The organism is Inquilinus sp. CA228 (assembly GCF_052078665.1).
Lineage (GTDB): Bacteria > Pseudomonadota > Alphaproteobacteria > DSM-16000 > Inquilinaceae > Inquilinus.
Genome location: NZ_JBQJIK010000024.1, coordinates 57,298 through 76,622, shown reverse-complemented (window position 1 = coordinate 76,622; position 19,325 = coordinate 57,298). Strand labels below are relative to the sequence as shown.

Genomic DNA, 19,325 nt, shown 5'->3' with positions numbered 1-19,325 from the left:
ACGGTACTCTCCTCAGGTCAAGCTTGCTGTTGGGGAAACTCAGGCGGGGTCGTGACAGACGGCTTCGACGTGGTGCCCGTCGGGGTCGATCACGAAGGCGCCATAGTAGTTCGGGTGGTAGTGCGGCCGCGGGCCCGGCGCGCCGTTGTCGCGGCCGCCGGCGGCCAGGGCCGCGGCATGGAAGGCGTCGACCGAGGCCCGGTCCGGCGCGCCGAAGGCGATGTGCAGGCCGGGCATCGGCGCCAGCTTGCCGGCCTCGGCCTTGCCGATCCAGAAATGGCCGGTCCGCGCCGGCATCGGCTCGCCATAGCCGGTGGCGTCGTCGAAATCGAGAATGCGGCCGTAGCCGAGCGGCGCCAGCGCCGCGTCGTAGAAGGCACGGCTGGCGCCCAGGTCGGCGACGCCGATGGAGACGTGGTCGAGCATCATGGTCATGACGATCCCCTCCTCACATCTTGAAGCCGGGCGGCAGCATGCCGGGCGGCAGCTTGGGCATGCCGCGCATCATCCCGGCCTTCCCCAGCTTCTTCATCCGCTTCATCATGTCGGCCATCTGCTGATGCTGCTTCAGCAGCTTGTTGACGTCCTGCACCGATGTGCCGGAGCCGGCGGCGATCCGCACCTTGCGCTTGGCGTGGATGATCTTCGGGTTGCGGCGCTCGACCGGCGTCATCGAGGAGATGATCGCCTCCTGCCGCTTGATCATCTTGTCGTCCATGCCGGCAGTCTTCATCTGGTCCTTGATCTTGCCGACGCCGGGCAGCATGCCCATCAGCCCCTGCAGCCCGCCCATCTTGCGCATCTGGCGCAGCTGGGAGGCGAGGTCCTCGAGGTCGAACTCGCCCTTCTGGATCTTGGCCGCGAGCTTCTCGGCATCCTCCTTCTCGATCGTCTGCGCCGCCTTCTCGACCAGGCTGACGACGTCGCCCATGCCAAGGATGCGGTTGGCGATACGGTCGGGATGGAACAGCTCCAGCGCGTCCATCTTCTCGCCCACGCCGATCAGCTTGATCGGCTGGCCGGTGACGGCGCGCATCGACAGGGCGGCGCCGCCGCGGCTGTCGCCGTCGACCCGGGTCAGGACGATGCCGGTGATGCCGACCCGCTCATGGAAGGTGCGGGCGACGTTGACCGCGTCCTGGCCGGTCATGGCGTCGGCCACCAGCAGGGTCTCGGTCGGCTTGGTGGCGTCGCGGATCGCCACCACCTCGGCCATCAGCTCCTCGTCGATGGCGAGGCGGCCAGCGGTGTCGAGCAGGACGACGTCGAAGCCCTCGAGCCGGCCGCGCTCCATGGCGCGGCGGGCGATGGCCAGCGGCTCCTGCCCAGCAATGATCGGCAGGGTGGTGACGCCGATCTGCTCGCCCAGGATCTTCAGCTGCTCCTGCGCCGCCGGGCGCCGCGTGTCGAGCGACGCCATCAGGACCTTGCGGTTGTCGCGATCCTTCAGGCGCAGGGCGAGCTTGCCGGTGGTGGTGGTCTTGCCCGAGCCCTGCAGGCCGACCATCAGCACCGGCACCGGCGGCACGGCGATCAGGTTGATCGGGGTCGCGGCGTTGAGGTCCGGCGCCTCGCCGGGCGTGCCGCCCAGCATCTCGATCAGGCAGTCATGGACGATCTTGATGACCTGCTGGCCGGGGGTGACCGAGCGCAGCACCTCCGCCCCGACCGCCCGCTCGCGCGCCTTGTCGACGAAGTCCTTGACCACCGGCAGGGCGACATCGGCCTCGAGCAGCGCCACGCGCACCTCGCGCATGACGGCGCCGACATCGGCCTCCGTCAGCGCGCCGCGCTTGCGAAGCCGGTCGAAGATGTCGCCGAGACGGCCGCTCAGACCTTCGAACATGATCGCCCTTCGAATTCCGCAACCCCAAACGGAAAAGCGCCAGTGCGCGACACTCGCGAACTGGCGGCACCCCTTGGGGTCTCGCTGCGGGCCGATCCCGCAACGGTCGGTCTTTTAGGCGGATGGGGCCGCGGAGTCAACCGCGGCCCGGCCGAACGGTCAGTCCTTCTCCCGACGCAGCACCAGGATGAAGCCGTCCTCGCCCGGCAGGCCGCGGCCGGCTTCGGAGGGGACGGCGCCCTCGGCGGTCGACGGCGGCGGCTCACTGCGGTCGAGAAAGGCCTCCATGGCCGCGACCGGCCAGCGCCAGATGGTCTTGTCCTCCGGCGCCGCGCCGATGCCGGCATAGAGCCGGCGGGCATCGGCATTGTCCGACGCCATCTCCCAGCGCACCCGCATCGCCTGGGACACGCCGATATCGGCCAGCGACCGCATCAGCTGCCGGCCGATGCCGCGGCCGCGCGCCCGGTCGCGGACATAGACGTCGTCGACCCGGATGAAGTCGCCGCCGGTCCAGATCGAATAGTCGATGGTGTAGCTGACATAGCCGACCACGCCGCTGCCATCCTCGGCGAGCAGGCCGCGGAAGCGCGGCGGCACCTCGGCCAGCGCCTCGTCGAGATCGGCGCGCTGCGCCGTCATCGCCGCTTGCTCGCCGGCGATTGCCGCGAGCTCGCGCAGCATGTCGAGCAGCATCGGCACATCCGCGGCCACCAGCGGCCGCACGGTCAGATCGGACACCACAGCATCTCCCGCCTTCGGCAGGGGTCCGGGAGGGGCCGGCCGGACAGGCTGCCGTCCGACGCGCCGCCCGGGGACACCCCGCCCCGTCACACGCACTCATCCGACGGCAGGTCTCCTGGCTCGCGGGTCGCCGCCGCACGCCCCCTTCCCGGGATCAGCCGGTGGCTTCGGGCGCGGGCTCGCCGCTTACAGTTGCGGGGGCAGCGCCGGCCTTGCCCGAATAGGCTCACCGGCTTCCCTTTTCACCCCGGTCTCCCGGGGCACCGTCGGCCGTCATGCTAGCCGCCGGCCCTCGCCCTGTCGATCACGCAGGGCTCCGCCCTCGCGCACCGAGGCCGGTTGATGCCATATGAGAGCGGGAGAGACTTGGGAGCGGGCGATGGACGGGCTGCCGTTCTGGAAGATGCACGGGCTGGGCAACGACTTCGTGGTGCTGGACGCGCGCGAGCGGCCGATCCCGATCCATCCCGACCAGGCGCGGCGCATCGCCGACCGGCACCGCGGCGTCGGCTTCGACCAGCTGCTGGTGATCGAGCCGGCGCAGACCGCAGGCGCCGACGTGTTCATGCGCATCCTCAATGCCGACGGCACCGAATCGGGCGCCTGCGGCAACGGCACGCGCTGCGTCGCCGCGCTGGTGATGGCCGACAGCGGCGCCGACCGGGCCGTGGTCGAGACCCGCAGCGGCCTGCTGGAATGCCGCAACGCCCCCCAGGGCGGCGTCACCGTCGACATGGGCCCGGCCCGGCTGGGCTGGCAGGACATCCCGCTGGCGCATGAGGCCGACACGCTGCACCTGCCGGTGTCGTCCGGCGCGCTGTCGGACGCGGTCGGCGTGTCGATGGGCAACCCGCACGCCGTGTTCTTCGTGCCGGACGCCGAGAAGGTGCAGATCGACGGCGTCGGCCCGGTGCTGGAGCACGACCCGCTGTTCCCCGAGCGCGCCAATATCGGCGTGGTCCAGATGCTGGCCCGCGACCGGCTGCGCTATCGGGTGTGGGAGCGCGGCGTCGGCGTCACCCAGGCCTGCGGCAGCGGCGCCTGCGCCGCCGCCGTGGCCGCCGTGCGCCGAGGCCTGGCCGAGCGCACCGCCTGGGTCGACCTCGACGGCGGCACCCTCCTGATCGAATGGCGCGAGAGCGACGGCCATGTGCTGATGACCGGCCCGGCCGAGACCAGCTTCGCCGGCATCCTGTCGCGCGGCCTGCTGGACGGCTGACCCCGCGGCCAGCCGTCCGCGCGGGTCAGAGCACGAAGTCGCCGGCGACGAGGGCGAAGTTGCCGGTGAGCACGATGTGGAAGTCGGAGACGCCGTCGCCGTTGACGTCGCCGGCGATGGTGGTGACGCCAGGGCTGGTGTTGGCGGCGCGCAACTCGCCGGCATGGTGCGTGAACAGCCCGGAGCCGATGAAGGTGAAGGACTGGTTGCCGGCGACGCCGGTGACGGCGTCGATCGCCGACAGATCGATCTTGTCGCCCTGGGCCCGGACGAAGTCGGCGATCCGGTCGGCGCCAGCGCCGACCACGCTGTCCCCGACCGCGCTGAAGACGAAGCGGTCCGCATCGGCGCCGCCGGTCAGGGTATCTTTTCCGGCGCCGCCATCGAGCACGTCCTGGCCGCCGCCGCCATTGAGCGAATCGGCGCCGGCATAGCCGTTCAGCACATTGGCGACCGCGTTGCCGATCAGCGTGTCGCCGCCCTGGCTGCCATTGACGTTCTCGACCGATGTGTAGCCGTCGCCCTGCGCGTCGCCGCCGCTGCCGAAACCGGTCAGCAGGTTCACGGTCACGCCGACGGAGCTGTCCCAATAGCTGACGAGGTCCGTGCCGGCACCGCCGTCCAGCCGGTCGGCGCCGGCCCCTCCGCGCAGGATATCGTCGCCGCCCCAGCCGAACAGGCCATTGGCTCCGGTATTGCCCGTGAGGGCGTCGTTGCCCTGGCTGCCGTTCAGCATCTCGATCCCGAGATAGACATCGCCCTGGGCGTCGCCGCCGGACCCCTGGCCGGTCGCCAGATTGGCCGTCACCCCAACCGAGCTGTCCCAGTAGCTGACCAGATCGTTGCCGGAGCTGCCGTCCAGCCAGTCGGGGCCGGCCCCGCCGCGGAGGATGTCGTTGCCCGCGCCGCCGTTCAGCACATTTCCGCCGCCATCCCCGGTCAGGGTGTCGTCGAACGCACTGCCGGTCAGGCTTTCGATCGACACCAGCACGTCGCCGGCCGCGTCGCCGCCGGATCCGCTGCCCGTCACCAGGCTGACGGTGACGCCGGCGCTGCTGTTCGCGTAGCTCGCCGAATCGGAACCGGCGCCGCCGTTGAGCAGATCGGCTCCCGCTCCGCCCCGAAGCACGTCGTTGCCGAACGCGCCTTGGAGCGAGTTCGCGACGCTGTTCCCGGTCAGGACGTCGTTGCTTGAGTTGCCGATGACATTCTCGACCGAAATGATGAACCCATCCGCTTCGCCCTGAGCCAGATCGAGGTTCACACTCCCAGGGTTTTGCTCATAGCTGATCGTATCGTTGCCCTCACCGCCATCCCATAAGCTCGCTCCGGAGATAAAGACATCATCTCCGGCACCTCCCACCAAGATGTCTGCGTATCCCAGCCGGTCCGCGAACTGGCTGCCGATGATCTTCTCGATCGAGTACAGGGAATCGCTGGGGAGCGACGGCTCAGGGGCGACACCCGCGACAAAGTAATGCGGTGCGTTGTCGGCAATGCCGAAGTAGCCGAACGCGACGCCTGTCGCCGCGAGGGCATAGCTGACGGTGTCGAAGCCGTCGCCGCCGAACAGGCGGTCGCCGCGGGCGGACGCCATGAACACGTCGTCGCCGGCCTCGCCATACAGGTAGCCGTCGTTGCCGTCCCATGGGCCGGCCCCAACCAGGACGTCGTCGCCGGCGCCGCCGTGGAGTTCGCTGGCGCCATTGCCGGTCAGGTGATCCGCGAACGCGCTGCCGGTGACGCCTTCGATCGAGACCAGGGCGTCGCCTTCGGCGGTGCCGCCCGAGCCCGTCCCCTGCGACAGGTCGACGGAAACGCCCGCCCCGCTATCCGCATAGCTGGCGGTATCGCGGCCGGCGCCGCCATCCAGTTGGTCCGGGCCGGTACCGCCGGTGAGGGCGTCGTTGCCGTCGCCTCCCTGCAGCACGTCACTTCCGGCGTCGCCGTAAAGCCAGTCGCCATTCCCCAGCCCCGACAGCGTGTCGTCGCCGCCCAGGCCGTGCAGCTCGTCCTGCCAGTAATTCGGGTCGTAGATCGGATCCCCGGACGGCTGGGGCACGAAGACGTCCCCGGTCATCGTATCATTTCCGGCAGTGCCGAAGCGCGGCGTCGCAATCGCCATAATTTCTGTCCTCCCGAATCCTGCATGTCGAAAAGGTGCGATGAACAGACCGAGACACCGGCCCGGTCCGAGGCGTGGAGACGAATGCCAAGCACGATCTCATAGAACAATAAAGGATAAATTATATCCGCCTGCGGTCCTCTGTCGAGATCCCCATCCTAGGAAATCCGGACAGCGAGGCAGGCCCGGCATCCCCACCACAGGCCGTAGATCAGGCCGAGCAGCAGCAGCCGCAGCCAGTACACCAGGGCGAAGAGCAGGCTGATCGCGCCGAACAGCACGGTGGCGGTCAGGTCGGCGAGCCGCCGCGACCAGCGGACCGTCGCCTTCACCGTGGTCAACGCGCCGCGCTTCAGCACTTTGAACACGGCCAGGGTGCGGTCGCCCATCACCGCCGACACCTCGTCAACGCGCCGCAGGTCCGGCACGTCGTCGACATAGCGCAGCAGCTCGACCGACTGCGCCGGGCCGACCCGGTCGGCCACCCGGCCGGCGGCGCCGACGGCCTCGTCCAGCCCATCCAGGCGGTCGCGGCGGACCGCGGCGGCGAAGACTGCGCCGGGCCGCATCACCGTGTCCCGCCACCCGGCCTCCCGCACCTGGCGGCGCAGGGCCGGGAAATCGACCACATCGGCGACCATCCGGCCGAGGCGCTCGGCGAAGCGCGCCGACAGCCGGCCGGTCCGCCGGGCGATCTTGAAGGCCGACACCGCGCCGCGCGGCAGGGCCGCGACCCCGCCGGAGCCCCAGGTCGCCGCGGTCAAAGTGAGCCCGATGCCCGACAGGCCCAGCGCCAGCTCGTCCACCGGCTCGCTGTTGCCGAAATGCCAGAGCTCGCGGCCGATGTCGCGCAGGTCGCCGACGAAGGTCATGTCGGCGGCGAAGGCGCCGGCCAGGCCGGAGAGGCCATGGCCCGCTCCGGTCACGGCGCCCGCGACCGCCTGCCGGGCGGATCGGGTCATGCTGCTCGCCGTCGAGGTCTCGTCCGCGTACCGCGCCCGCCATTCCGGCCTGACGGGATAGCCCGTCATTTCGGCCACCTTCAGCCAGACCGCGACCGAGTCGATGTCGTCCTCGGCGAAGGCCTTGCCGAGCTCCGCGTCGATCTGCTCCGGCGAGGTCCCGACGCGGGTCCAGGCAGTCAGCGTGGCCTCGACCTCCTGCGCCTCCGGCGTCCGGCTCAGCTCGGCCTGGACGAGGTCGATCAGCGGGCCGGCAGCGCGCAGGGCGAAGACCAGACCGATCAGCCCCGGGACCGTGATCAGGACGAATTCCAGGACGCGCAGCGGCCGCAGCTTCATGGAGGCGGGGTTCCCATCCGGCCCCGACCTATAGCACGCCGTACGGCACTAGCGGCAGGCGGTCAGGCCGGACCGGCGCCGAGCGCCGCGAGGTATTCGCGGATCACGGCCCCCGGAGCGGCGACCCGCATCACCCCGCCCATCACCGCGACCCCGGCAAAGCCGGAGGCGATCAGATCCGGCACAAAGGCGGCTTCGACCCCACCCAGCGCGATCACCCGGCCGGGATGGCGGCGGGCGACGGCGCCGGCCTCGGCCGCGGACAGGGTCGGCGCATAGCCCGGCTTGCTGGCGGTCGGCGCCAGGGGGCCGAGGGTGACGTAGTCGGCCCCGGCGGCGATGGCCGCGTCGACCTCCTCCCCGGCATGGCAGGACACGCCGATCAGGGCCGCGGGCCCGAGTCGTTGCCGCGCCGCTTCCGGGTCGCCGCCGGCGGCGAGATGCAGCCCGTCGGCCTCGGCCGCTGCCTCCGGATCCGCATGGACGGTGACGACCGCCCCGACCGGCCGGGCCAGCGCACGCAGCCGGCGCAGCAAAGCGAGCCGCTCCGCCGCCGGCAGGTCCTTCTCGCGCAGGCTGACCCAGCGGCAGCCGGCGGCCAGCGCGTCCGCCACCACGCCTTCCAGCGGCCGCGGCGCCTGGCGCCGATCGGTGATCAGCAGCAGCGGCGGCGACGGCAGCCCGGTCATGGGCCCATCACGTCCCGATCAGGCCGAGCTGCGGGCTGGAGGGGTCGGCGAGGCGGCGCTTCGGGATCCGGCCGGCGCGGGAGGCCAGGCGCCCGCCCTCGACTCCCGCGGCCATGGCCCGGGCCATGCGCACCGGGTCGCGCGCCTTGGCCACGGCGGTCGACAGCAGCACGGCGGAGCAGCCGAGCTCCATCGCCAGCGCCGCGTCCGAGGCGGTGCCGATGCCGGCGTCCAGCACCACCGGCACCTGGATGCGGCTGCAGATCATCTCGATCGCATGCGGGTTGGAGATGCCGAGGCCGGAGCCGATCGGCGAGCCCAGCGGCATCACCGCGGCGCAGCCGGCATCGGCCAGGCGCATGCAGGTGACGAGGTCGTCGTTGCAGTAGGGCAGCACCACAAAGCCGTCGCGCACCAGCTCCGCGGCCGCCTCGACCAGCTGGGCGACGTCCGGGTATTGGGTCTCGCGGTCGCCGATCAACTCCAGCTTCAGCCAAGTGGTGCCCAGCGCCTCGCGCGCCAGCTGCGCCGTCAGGATGGCGTCCCGCCTGGTCATGCAGCCGGCGGTGTTGGGCAGCAGTCGCCAGCGGTCACCGACCAGGTCGACCAGGCTTTCGGCATAGCCTTCCAGGCTGATCCGGCGGATCGAGGCGGTGACGACCTCGGCCCCCGAGGCCTCGATCGAGTCCAGCATCAGCTGCCGGTTGGCATAGCCGGCGGAGCCGATGAACAGGCGCGATCGCAGCGCCACGCCGGCGATGATGAAGGGGTCCTGCATTTCCATTCTCTCCTCAGCCGCCCTGGCCCTAACCACCTTGAAACGGGCGGACGATCTCGACCCGGTCGCCGGCCGCGAGGCGATGCTCAGGCCAGCGGGCGCGCGGCAGCACGGCGTCGTTGAGCGCCACGGCGGTGCCGCGCGCCGCCGGGTCGATGCCCTTGGCCAGCAGCAGGTCGAGCACGCTGACCCCGAGCGCCACGGCTTCGGTTTCTCCGTTCACATTCACGGTCCCTGGCACGCTCATTGCGCCGCCTCCGCGATCCGGGTGAAGCGGTCGATGCGGAACGGCTCCGCCGCCTCCGGCAGCTTGCCGTCGAGGATGGTGCCGGCCACCGCCTCGACCGTCGCCGGCAGCAGCAGGATGCCGTTGCGGTGGTGGCCGGTGGCGAGGACCAGCCCCTCGATCGCCGAGGGGCCGAGCACCGGCGCGTCGTCGCGGCTGCCGGGGCGCAGCCCGGCCCAGCTTTCGATCACCGGCAGATCCTCGATCCCCGGCAAAGCGCGCCAGGCGGCGTCGAGCAGCGACAGCATGCCGCCGGCGGTGACGGTGGTGTCGAAGCCGCGCTCCTCCACCGTGGCGCCGATGATCAGCCTGCCGTCGAGCCGCGGCACCAGATAGGCCTTGCCGACCCACAGCACGTGGCGCAGCAGCGGCGCCGCCGGGTCCATCTGCAGCGCCAGCATCTGGCCCTTCACCGGCCGCACCGGCGGCAGCGCCTCGCGCGGGATGCCGGCGATGCCGCCCGACCAGGCGCCGGCGGCCAGCACCACGACATCGGCCGGCCGCGCCTCGCCCGCGACCACCACGCCGCTGGCCCGGCCGCGATCGGTGACCACGGCCTCGACTTCCGCGTGGTCGTGCAGCCCGCCGCCAGCCCGGCGCAGCGCCTCCACCAGGGCCGGCACCAGCCAGCGATTGTCGACCTGGTGGTCGGCCGGGCTGTGCACGGCGGCGGCGAGGCCCGGCCGCAGCATCGGCTCGCGCTTCAGCAGCTCGGCGCCGGTCAGCCAGCGCAGATCGACGCCGAGCTTGGCCTGATAGTCGGCGGAGAAGCGCAGCTCCGCCGCGTCGTCGCGGGTCAGGGCCACGGCCAGCGTGCCCTCGTCGCGATAGCCGATCGGCAGGTCGGACGCCGCCTCGACCTCACGGGCGAAGCCGGGCCAGAGGTCCTGGGCGTGGCGGCACAGGCCGAACAGCGCCTCCTCCCCCGGCTCGGCCTCAAGCCCGGCGGCGAGCATGCCGGCGGCGGCCCAGCTGGCCTCGCGCCCGACCGGGCCGCGGTCGTAGACGTCGACGGGGCAGCCGGCGCGGGCCAGGCGCCAGCCGATGGCCAGGCCGTTGACCCCGGCGCCGATGATGGCGACGCGAGGTCGGGCCCCGCGCAGGGGCATCGGGCCGACGGAGTCGGCCTGCAAAAAAGACGGAATCGGAACGCCGGTCATCTCAGGCTCCCTCCGCTGGCATGATCCAGGTCAGGTTCGATGGGTATGATCTCAGCCCGCCGTAACGGTGGGCACCCCAGCCGATGCCGCCATTTCAGTCCCGGAGGCGGGTTGGTTGCAAGCCCTTTTCTTGCAACGCCCCTGCCCCGCGCCGGGCCGACTTACGGAGGTCACACGCGGCGTGTTAAGACAGCGCGCATGACAGAACAGATGAACGACGGCGGCGCAGGGGCGCCGAAACGAGGGTGGTTCACCCGACTGAAGGAGGGGCTGTCGCGCTCCTCCGCCAAGCTGACCGAAGGCATCAGCGGCATCTTCACCAAGCGCAAGCTGGACGATGCGACGCTGGAGGAGCTGGAGGAGCTGCTGATCCAGGCCGATCTCGGCCCGGCCACCGCCGCCAAGCTGACCGCCGAGCTGGCCCGCACCCGCTTCGGAAAGGAGGTGTCGGGCGACGAGGTCCGGCGCGCCTTGGCCGACCATGTGGCGCAGATCCTGCGCCCGGTGGCCAAGCCTTTGACCCTCTCCTCTGACCGCAAGCCGCAGGTGGTGCTGGTGGTCGGGGTGAACGGCACCGGCAAGACCACCACCATCGGTAAGCTGGCCAAGCAGTGGCGCGAGGACGGCCGCTCGGTGATGATCGCCGCCGGCGACACCTTCCGCGCCGCCGCGGTGCACCAGCTGCAGGTCTGGGGCGAGCGCTCCGGCTGCCCGGTGGTCACCGCCAATCCCGGCGCCGACGCCGCCGGCCTGTCCTTCGACGCGCTGACCCGGGCCAAGGCCGAGGGCCGCGACGTGCTGCTGATCGACACCGCCGGCCGGCTGCAGAACAAGGACAATCTGATGGCCGAGCTGGCCAAGATCATCCGCGTGCTGAAGAAGATCGACCCGACGGCGCCGCATGACGTGCTGCTGGTGCTGGACGCCACCACCGGCCAGAACGCGCACAGCCAGGTCGAGGTGTTCCGCGACCTGGTCTCGGTCACCGGCCTGATCCTGACCAAGCTGGACGGCAGCGCCCGCGGCGGCGTGCTGGTGGCGCTGGCCGAGCGCTTCGGCCTGCCGGTGCACGCCATCGGCGTCGGCGAGAGCATCGACGACCTGCGGCCCTTCGACCCCGAGCAGTTCGGCCGGTCGCTGATGGGAGTCGAGTCATGAGCAAGACCTCCCAGACCTTCGCCCCCGAGCAGTTCAGCGATGCCGCCGAGGCCGTGGCCCGGCTGCACGCGATCTACGACGCCAACACCGGCCTGCTGCGCGACGCCTTTCGCGCCTATTCCCGCGGCGAGGAGCCGGCGAGCCGGGTGCGCGCCTGCTACCCCTACCTGTCCGTCACGGTGGAGGATTTCAGCCGGGCCGACACCCGCCTGTCCTACGGCTTCGTCGACCGGCCGGGCACCTTCATCAGCACGATCACGCGGCCGTCGCTGTTCCACCGCTACCTGACCGAGCAGATCGGCCAGCTGATCCACAATCACCATGTGCCGGTCGAGGTCGGGGTCAGCGACACGCCGATCCCGATCCACTTCGCCTTCCCCGACGGCATGCATGTCGAGGGCGACCTGACCCGCGAGCGCATGCTGCACATGCGGGCGGTGTTCGACCTGCCGGACCTGTCGATGATGGACGACAGCATCGTCAACGGCACGGCGCTGATCCCGCCGGGCGAGCCGCACCCGCTGGCGCTGTTCACGGCGCCGCGGGCGGACTACTCGCTGTTCCGGCTGAAGCACTACACCGCCACCGGCTGCGAGCATTTCCAGAACTTCGTCCTGTTCACCAACTACCAGTTCTACATCGACGAGTTCATCCGCATCGCCTATGGGCTGATGCAGGGCGACGGCGGCGGCTACGACGCCTTCATCGAGCCGGGCGACCGCATCACCATGCCCGGCGGCCGGGCCCGCGGCACCCCGGCGGCGCGGCTGCCGCAGATGCCGGCCTATCACCTGACCCGGCCGGACCATTCCGGCATCACCATGGTCAACATCGGCGTCGGCCCGTCCAACGCCAAGACCATCACCGACCACATCGCGGTGCTGCGGCCGCATGCCTGGATCATGCTGGGCCACTGCGCCGGCCTGCGGAACACGCAGAAGCTGGGCGACTACGTCCTGGCCCATGGCTATGTCCGCGAGGACCACGTGCTGGACGCCGACCTGCCGGTCTGGGTCCCGGTGCCGGCGCTGGCCGAGATCCAGGTGGCGCTGGAACGCGCGGTCGGCGAGATCACCGGCCTGACCGGCTACGGCCTGAAGAGCGTGATGCGCACCGGCACGGTCGCCACCATCGACAACCGCAACTGGGAGCTGCGCGACTATCGCGAGCCGGTGCAGCGCTTCAGCCAGAGCCGCGCCATCGCGCTGGACATGGAGAGCGCGACTATCGCCGCCAACGGCTTCCGCTTCCGGGTGCCCTACGGCACGCTGCTCTGCGTCTCCGACAAGCCGCTGCACGGCGAGCTGAAGCTGCCGGGCATGGCCGACGCCTTCTACAAGCAGCAGGTCGGCCAGCACCTGCAGATCGGCATCCGGGCGATGGAGCGGCTGCGCGAGCTGGGGCTGGAGCAGCTGCACAGCCGCAAGCTGCGCAGCTTCGCCGAAGTGGCGTTCCAGTAGGTCGATGCCGCAGGACAACCATATGTCTCCGCAGATGGACCGGCCCCGCATCGGCGTCGGCGCCGTGGTCTGGCGCGACGACAGGCTGCTGCTGATCCAGCGCGGCAAGGAGCCCCAGGCCGGGCAGTGGAGCATCCCGGGCGGCAGCCAGGAGCTGGGCGAGACCCTGTTCGAGGCGGCGCTGCGCGAGACCCGCGAGGAGGCCGGGGTCGAGGCCGAGGCGATCGGCATCGTCACCGCGGTCGATTCGATCCACCGCGACGCCGCCGGCGGGGTCGAGTGGCACTACACCATCATCGATGTCGAGGCCGAGTGGCGGTCCGGCGAGCCGGTGGCCGGCGACGACGCCGCCCAGGCGCGCTGGGCGACGCTGGACGAAGCCGATGATCTGATCGAATGGCCGGAGCTGCGGCGGGTGCTGCACCTGTCGGCCCGGCAGCGGGCGCAGCGCCGACGCGGCCCCGGGCCGGTGCGGCTGAAGCCGCGGCCGGATCTGATGCGGCTGATGCGCACGCCGTTGGGCCGGCTGGTGGCGCGGCCCTGGTTCGACGGCATGTCGCTGGCCCTGCTGCGCGGCTGGTTCCTGCCGGCATCGCGCAGCCTGGCCGCGGCGATCGTGTCCGACGGCGACCTGCGCCGCTTCTGCGCCGAGCTGGACATCCCGCCCGACGCCCTGGGCAAGCGGCCGGTCTGGCTGGGCCGGACCCTGCGCGACGTCGCCCGCCTGACCGAGCAGCACCGCCAGGCGGAGGCGGAATGGCAGCGCCTGCTGTTCTCCACCACCGCGCCCCTGGCCGATGCGGTGGCGGCGGAGGAGGCGCGGCTGGACGCCGCCTCGGCCTTGACCACCAGCCGGCTGCGCTTCGCCCTGTTCGGCAACAACCGCAAGATCCCGGCCTGCCGCTGGGCGATCCCGACCGAGGCGGAGGTCGAGGCCCGGCACGGCGCCCGGCTGGCCGATCCCGAGAACGCCTACCGCCTGCCCGATCTGCTGCCGGCGGTCGAGGAGACGCGGCGGCTGCCGAGCGAGCTGGGCACCGACCACTGGCTGACCTTCGCGACGCCCGACCCGGCAGCGGAGAGCCCGTGCTGGGCCCGGGTGTTCACCCCGAGCGACGCGGTCGACCCGCCGACCGTGATCCATCTGCACGGCGTCTGCATGGAGCCGGACCATCTGCGCGGGCCGCTGAGCGAGATCGAATCCCTGGTCCGCCGCGGCCTGCGCGTGGTGCTGGTCGAGGCGCCCTGGCACGGCAGGCGCAAGCGCCCCGGCACTTACGCCGGCGAGCCGATGGTGGCGTCGACGCCGCTCGGCGCGCTCGACCACCTGTCGGTGGCGGTGCGCGAGGTCGGCATCCTGACCCGGTGGGCCCGGCAGACCAGCCGTGGCGCGGTGGGCTGGACCGGCATCAGCTTCGGCGCCCTGACGGCGCAGCTGGCCGCCACCCATTGCGGCAGCTGGCCGGCCGCCTGCCGGCCGGACGCGCTGCTGCTGTTCACCACCTCGGAGGGGATCGAGGAGATCGCCCTCGGCGGCTCCTTCGCCCGCGCCTTCGGGCTGGACCGGGCGCTCACGGCCGCCGGCTGGACCGAGGCGGCGCTGAGCCGCTGGCGGCCGCTGACCGACCCGGTCGAGCGGCCGCAGATGGACACCGGCAACGTCTTCATGGTGCTGGGCAGCAAGGACGACGTCACCCCCTTCGCCGGCGGCCAGGCCATCGCCCGGCGGTGGGGCGTGCCGGAGGCGCAGGTCCATGTCCGGCCGCAGGGCCATTTCTCGGTGCCGGCCGGGCTGATGGTCGACGGCGCGCCGATCGCCGACTTCGCGGAGAGGCTGCTGTCGCTGTGAGCCGGGGCCTGCTCATCGCCATCGGCGGCGGCCGCGGCATCTGACCGTGCCCCGGGCCGGCCCAGATTTTGCCGCGCTCCCGGAACAGGATCGGCCCCTGTCCGATCGAAGTTTGATCTGATACTGGACGACCGACGGAAACGAATCCCACGGTCGCAGCGTGGCGAGGGAGGAACGATGATCCGGCGCGGTTTGCTTCCGATGGTGCTGCTGCTCAGCGGCGTCGGCATCCAGGCGGCCCAGGCGAGCGGCGATTTCGGCTGCTCGGTGATGTGGTCGCTGAAGCAGGACGGGCTCGACGGCTGCAACAACCTGCCGTTCCTCAGCCCGGCCAATGACAGCCGGGTCAATCTGCGCCTGCTGCTGGCCGACCAGGGGCTGGCGCCGATGCCGGACGGGCCGCCATCCGAATACGACCGCCAGATCGGTTATGCGCTGGTGCCGTTCCCGCTCGACCGGCTGGGCCCGCAGGAGGAGGCGCCTGCCGCCGAGGGCGGCGCCACGGCCGTGATCGAGACCCAGTCCGCCGGCGATCCCGACCGCGTGGCGTTGGCCGAGCTGGCCCAGACCATCGGCGTTCCGCCCGAGGCCGTGGCCTCCGCCGCCACGGACAGCAGCGCCAATCTGTTCGCCACCGGCGAGGGCAGCCGCTGCGCCAGCAACGACGACGCCGCGGCCCGCGCCTTCCTGCAGCAGCTGGTCGGCGCCACCGATCTGCCCGCGGCCGAGCGGCTGTCCCTGGCCCGGGCGCGCCTGGCCATGCTGGGGGCCTGCAGCTGGGATGAGGCGCAGCGGGCCAGCCTGGTGCCGGCCGATGTGCAGTCGGCGCCGGGCAAGCAGTTCGCCGGCTACCTGCAGGGCGCGGTCGCCTTCTATGCCGGCGACTTCCCGCAGGCGACCGAGGCGTTCAAGGCGCTGGAGGGCAGCGCCCAGCCCTGGCTGCGGGAGACGGCGCGCTACCTGGAAGCGCGTACCCTGTTGAACCAGGCGCAGCAGAACGCCTTCGACGAGATGGGCTATCCCAAGCTGGAGAATGTCGACCGCACCGTCCTGGCGGAATCGGAGAAGGCGTTCGAGGCCTATCTCCAGGCCTATCCGAGCGGACTCTACACCGCCTCGGCCCGCGGCCTGCTGCGCCGGGTGTACTGGCTGGGCGACGACCCGACCCGGCTGGCCGCCGCCTATGCCGGGCTGCTGGGCAAGGCCCCGGCCGATGCCGCCGCGCTCGACGCGCTGGTGCAGGAGACCGACAACAAGCTGCTGATCTCGCAGCGCAGCGCCGATGTCACCGACCCGACGCTGCTGGCGGTGATGGACCTGATGGTGATGCGCGACAAGGGCATCGACGTCGCCGGCGACGGCGGCCCGATCATCGGCCTGGACACGCTGGAGCGGGAGAAGCCGCGCTTCGCCAACCGGCCGGACCTGCACGGCTATCTGGTGGCCGCCTACCAGTTCTACGTCGCCCAGTCCCCAGACGAGACCCTGAAGAGCCTGCCGGACACGGTGCCGACCGGCGCTATGAGCTATCTCGAGTTCAGCCGCCAGACCCTGCGCGGCTTCGCTCTCGAGGCCAAGGGCGACTGGCCCGGGGCGCAGGCGCTGTGGCTGCAGCTGATCCCGCTGGCCAAGCCGCTGCAGCGCGCCCAGCTGGAGCTGGCGCTGGCCATGAACTACGAGCGCAGCGGCAAGCTGGCGACGGTGTTCGAGCCGGGATCGCCGATCAAGAGCCCGGAGATCCGCCGGATCCTGCTGCGCAACCTGGCCGGGCAGGCGCTGCTGCGCCAGCAGACCGAGGCGACGGATGCGACGGAGCAGGAGCGCAGCACCGCCCTGTTCACGCTGCTGTACAAGGACCTGATGCGCGGCCATTACCGCGGCTTCGGCACCGACCTGGCGCTGCTGCCCGACCCGCTGCCGGAGGATCCGTCGGTGCCCTGGGACCAGTCCCTGACCCTGTTCCACTGGGACGGCGCCTCGGCCGAATCCGACTACACCTGCCCGTCGATCCGGGAGATCGCGGCGACGCTGCAAAAGAGCCCGGAGAACCCACAGGGGCTGAACTGCCTGGGCGAGTTCATCCTGCGCAACGGGCTGGATTTCTACGCCCTCGACCACCAGCCGGACGACCGGCAGCTGGGCGGCACCGCCACCCAGTTCCCGGGCAAGGCCTATTCCCGGCTGGACGGCTACATGCGCGTGATGGCCGACGGCAAGGCCGGCCGCACCGACCGCGCTTACGCCCTGTACCGCGCCATCAACTGCTTCGCCCCCAGCCAGAGCAACAGCTGCGGCCCGCAGGAGATCCCGCAGAACCAGCGCAAGCAGTGGTTCCAGACGCTGAAGTCGCGCTACGGCAACACGGTCTGGGCGAAGAACCTCAGATACTACTGGTGACGATGCGGCGCCTGGCGCTCCTGGCCGCGGCGCTGCTGCTGGCGGGGCCGGCCGGCGCCACCGTCGATGCCGCCCAGCACGACGCCTTCTGGCTGTGGGCGGGCGTGCCGCCGCCGCCGGTGCTGGCCCAGGCCCGGACGCTGTACATCCTGCAGGGCCAGATCGACCCACCGCCCCGCGGTGCCGATGGCCCGGCCCGGATGATCGCCCAGGGCATCGCCGTGCCGCGGCTGCGCCAGGGCGAGGTTTGGCTGGCCTATCGCGCCCACACGCTGCGCTGGCCGCCGCAGATCCTGCCGACCATCCTGGCCCAGGCCCGGCGCTGGAAGCAGGCCGGCAACCCGGTGGTCGGCATCCAGATCGACTTCGACGCCCGCACCCGCCACCTGCAGGAGTATGCCGCCTTCCTGCGCAATCTGCGGGCGCAGCTGCCGCCCGAATACCGGCTGAGCATCACCGGGCTGATGGACTGGGGCAGCAACGCCGACCCGGAGGCGATCAACCAGCTGCAGGGCGTGGTCGACGAGGTGGTGGTGCAGACCTATCAGGGCCGGCACACCATCCCGAGCTACCGCTCCTACCTGCCGCGCATCGCCGGGCTGACCCTGCCCTTCAGGATCGGGCTGGTGCAGGACGGCGAGTGGGAAGCCCCGGCCGGCCTGACCGCCAGCCCCTGGTTCCGCGGCTATGTGGTGTTCCTGCTGAAGCCTTGAGCGGACCGCGACCGCCTGTACCGGTCCAGGTCCAGCGTCATCTCCACCAGGTCCATGCCAGGGGCGAAGCCGTCCGGCACCTGCCGGGTCTGGACGAAGCCGTGGCGGGCAAAGAAGCCGCGGCTGTGCTGAGTCGTCTCGATCGCCGCCGACCGGAACGCCGGATCGGCGGCGATGCGGTCGAGCCGCCCGGTCAGCAGGACCGTGCCCAGCCCGGCGCGGTGCCGGTCGGCGCGCACCATGCCCCAGCACAGCACCGCGACCGAGGCATCGCCATCCGCGGCCGCGTAGCCGCCGCAGCCCACCGCCTCTCCCCCCGCATCCTCCAGCACGAAGTACGGGCCGGGCAGGTCGTCGACGAAGTCGAGGAAATCCTGCCGCTCCTGCGCCGCGAAGAAGCGCGGCGCGTTGCTGTCGAACAGAGTCAAGCCGAGGGCCCGGTCCTCCGGCCGCCAGGGGCGGATGCGAATATCGTCATCGGTCATGGGCGATTCTCCACGCCGCGAATCTAGCGTATGAACCGGCCAGGAGGGGCTTCATGACACAGACACGCACGATCCGCCGCATCGCCTGCGGCCTGGCCTTGCTGGGCGCGCTGACCGCGCCGGCGCTGGCCTATGACGACGCCACCGAGGCCCGGATCCGGACCCTGGTCGAGACCGGCATGCAGTACTACTGGTCCGGCGGCGACGTGAAGAAGGCCGAGGCGGAGGTGTTCAAGGGCATCACCCTGCACGGCCGCTACGACGTGGTCGAGCAGGCCTTCACCGAGGCCTCGTCGCTGGCGCCGGAACGGCTGGATTTCCGCTACGCCGTCGCCTCCACCCAGATCATCCAGAAGAAGATCCCGGAGGCCGAGGCGACGTACCAGGAGATCACCCGGCACGACCCGCGCGCCACCGACGCCTATGCCTGGCTGGCGGCGCTGGCCCGGGTGCGCGGCGACGCCGATGCTGCGGCGCTGGCCGACATCGCCCTGGCCGGCCTCAATCGCCCCCTGGCCGACCGGTACCGCGCCCGCTTCGCCCGCACCGAGGTGATCCTGGCCGACCCGCCGACCACGGCGGTCCCGGCGCTGCCCGGCAAGCCGGTGATCCTGGTGCTGGGCTATGCCTTGGCCAAGGACGGCACGATGCAGCAGACGCTGCTGGACCGGCTGGACGTCGCCCTGCGCGCGGCCAACACCAACCCGACCGCCCGGCTGATCGTCACCGGCGGCCAGCCCCAGGCCGGGGTGACCGAGGCCGACCTGATGACCCGCTGGCTGGTCGAGAAGGGCGTCGACCGTGACCGCATCATCGGCGAGGACAAGGCCAAGGACACGGTCGGCAATGGGCTGAACGCGGCCTCGCTGATCAAGCGCCATGGCGGCGACGCCGTGATCCTGGTGACCAGCGCCAGCCACATGCGCCGGGCGCGGGTGGTGGTCGAGGAGGCGCTGGCCCAGTATGGGCTGAGCCTCGCCGTCGTGCCGGCGATCGCGCTGGACGCGCCGTCGCTGGAGGAGGCGGCGAAGGTCAGCCCGGACGAGCGGCTGGTGGTCTATCGCGACCTGATGCGGACGTCCGGGCTGTGGGCCTATCCGGGGCTGCAGCAGTAG

At 71.4% G+C, this 19,325-nt stretch carries 17 protein-coding genes and 2 riboswitches; of the genes, 7 read left to right on the top strand and 10 right to left on the bottom strand.

What is annotated here, in order from left to right:
• Positions 1 to 39: 39 nt before the first annotated feature.
• The 3 genes from ACTOWL_RS14145 to ACTOWL_RS14135 form a co-directional block, all read right to left on the bottom strand.
• Positions 40 to 435 carry a VOC family protein gene (locus ACTOWL_RS14145; RefSeq protein WP_441321878.1) on the bottom strand — a complete coding sequence of 132 codons (396 nt, stop codon included), beginning with the start codon at positions 433 to 435 and terminating at the stop codon, positions 40 to 42.
• Between the two features lie 13 nt (positions 436 to 448).
• Positions 449 to 1,846 carry a signal recognition particle protein gene (gene ffh, locus ACTOWL_RS14140; protein ID WP_441321877.1) on the bottom strand — a complete coding sequence of 466 codons (1,398 nt, stop codon included), beginning with the start codon at positions 1,844 to 1,846 and terminating at the stop codon, positions 449 to 451.
• A gap of 159 nt (positions 1,847 to 2,005) precedes the next feature.
• Positions 2,006 to 2,587, bottom strand: a complete 582-nt coding sequence (locus ACTOWL_RS14135) for a GNAT family N-acetyltransferase (protein WP_441321876.1) — start codon at positions 2,585 to 2,587, stop codon at positions 2,006 to 2,008.
• A gap of 91 nt (positions 2,588 to 2,678) precedes the next feature.
• Positions 2,679 to 2,873: riboswitch (cobalamin riboswitch) on the bottom strand.
• Between the two features lie 96 nt (positions 2,874 to 2,969).
• Between ACTOWL_RS14135 and dapF the strand changes: the two genes are divergently transcribed.
• On the top strand, positions 2,970 to 3,809 hold the full coding sequence (dapF, locus tag ACTOWL_RS14130; protein WP_441321875.1) for a diaminopimelate epimerase: 840 nt from the start codon (positions 2,970 to 2,972) through the stop codon (positions 3,807 to 3,809).
• Positions 3,810 to 3,834: 25 nt separating this feature from the next.
• Here dapF and ACTOWL_RS14125 read toward each other — a convergent pair whose 3' ends face one another.
• The 6 genes from ACTOWL_RS14125 to thiO form a co-directional block, all read right to left on the bottom strand.
• Entirely contained in the window at positions 3,835 to 5,889 is a 2,055-nt protein-coding gene (locus ACTOWL_RS14125) for a calcium-binding protein (RefSeq protein WP_441321874.1), read from the bottom strand.
• 203 nt (positions 5,890 to 6,092) lie between these two features.
• Complete coding sequence (locus ACTOWL_RS14120) at positions 6,093 to 7,235, bottom strand: hypothetical protein (RefSeq protein WP_441321873.1); 1,143 nt, start codon at positions 7,233 to 7,235, stop codon at positions 6,093 to 6,095.
• Positions 7,236 to 7,297: 62 nt separating this feature from the next.
• On the bottom strand, positions 7,298 to 7,924 hold the full coding sequence (locus tag ACTOWL_RS14115; protein WP_441321872.1) for a thiamine phosphate synthase: 627 nt from the start codon (positions 7,922 to 7,924) through the stop codon (positions 7,298 to 7,300).
• Between the two features lie 7 nt (positions 7,925 to 7,931).
• Positions 7,932 to 8,702, bottom strand: coding sequence for a thiazole synthase (locus tag ACTOWL_RS14110; protein ID WP_441321871.1), 771 nt, complete (start codon positions 8,700 to 8,702; stop codon positions 7,932 to 7,934).
• A gap of 28 nt (positions 8,703 to 8,730) precedes the next feature.
• Positions 8,731 to 8,949, bottom strand: coding sequence for a sulfur carrier protein ThiS (thiS, locus tag ACTOWL_RS14105; RefSeq protein WP_441321870.1), 219 nt, complete (start codon positions 8,947 to 8,949; stop codon positions 8,731 to 8,733).
• Entirely contained in the window at positions 8,946 to 10,148 is a 1,203-nt protein-coding gene (gene thiO / locus ACTOWL_RS14100; RefSeq protein WP_441321869.1) for a glycine oxidase ThiO, read from the bottom strand. Before thiO ends, thiS begins: the two co-directional genes overlap by 4 nt.
• A riboswitch (TPP riboswitch) is annotated at positions 10,139 to 10,237 on the bottom strand. (Overlaps the previous gene by 10 nt.)
• Before the next feature lie 109 nt (positions 10,238 to 10,346).
• On the opposite strand from thiO, the gene ftsY reads away from it, so the two are divergent.
• The 5 genes from ftsY to ACTOWL_RS14075 all read left to right on the top strand — a co-directional run bounded on the left by ftsY (position 10,347) and on the right by ACTOWL_RS14075 (position 17,725).
• On the top strand, positions 10,347 to 11,306 hold the full coding sequence (ftsY, locus tag ACTOWL_RS14095) for a signal recognition particle-docking protein FtsY (protein WP_441321868.1): 960 nt from the start codon (positions 10,347 to 10,349) through the stop codon (positions 11,304 to 11,306).
• Positions 11,303 to 12,766 carry an AMP nucleosidase gene (locus ACTOWL_RS14090; protein ID WP_441321867.1) on the top strand — a complete coding sequence of 488 codons (1,464 nt, stop codon included), beginning with the start codon at positions 11,303 to 11,305 and terminating at the stop codon, positions 12,764 to 12,766. The genes ftsY and ACTOWL_RS14090 overlap by 4 nt, the downstream gene beginning before the upstream one ends.
• Before the next feature lie 22 nt (positions 12,767 to 12,788).
• The gene (locus tag ACTOWL_RS14085) at positions 12,789 to 14,615 is read left to right on the top strand and encodes an NUDIX domain-containing protein (RefSeq protein ID WP_441321866.1); all 1,827 of its coding nucleotides are present in this window, start codon (positions 12,789 to 12,791) and stop codon (positions 14,613 to 14,615) included.
• A gap of 177 nt (positions 14,616 to 14,792) precedes the next feature.
• Positions 14,793 to 17,012: a hypothetical protein gene (locus tag ACTOWL_RS14080; protein WP_441321865.1), complete on the top strand. Its 2,220-nt coding sequence runs from the start codon at positions 14,793 to 14,795 to the stop codon at positions 17,010 to 17,012.
• A 2-nt stretch (positions 17,013 to 17,014) separates the two neighbouring features.
• Positions 17,015 to 17,725, top strand: coding sequence for a DUF3142 domain-containing protein (locus ACTOWL_RS14075; RefSeq protein ID WP_441321898.1), 711 nt, complete (start codon positions 17,015 to 17,017; stop codon positions 17,723 to 17,725).
• Here the strand turns inward: ACTOWL_RS14075 and ACTOWL_RS14070 are convergent.
• Positions 17,698 to 18,210: a GNAT family N-acetyltransferase gene (locus ACTOWL_RS14070; protein WP_441321864.1), complete on the bottom strand. Its 513-nt coding sequence runs from the start codon at positions 18,208 to 18,210 to the stop codon at positions 17,698 to 17,700. The two genes, ACTOWL_RS14075 and ACTOWL_RS14070, sit on opposite strands and share 28 nt — an antisense overlap.
• Before the next feature lie 53 nt (positions 18,211 to 18,263).
• On the opposite strand from ACTOWL_RS14070, the gene ACTOWL_RS14065 reads away from it, so the two are divergent.
• The gene (locus tag ACTOWL_RS14065) at positions 18,264 to 19,325 is read left to right on the top strand and encodes an ElyC/SanA/YdcF family protein (protein ID WP_441321863.1); all 1,062 of its coding nucleotides are present in this window, start codon (positions 18,264 to 18,266) and stop codon (positions 19,323 to 19,325) included.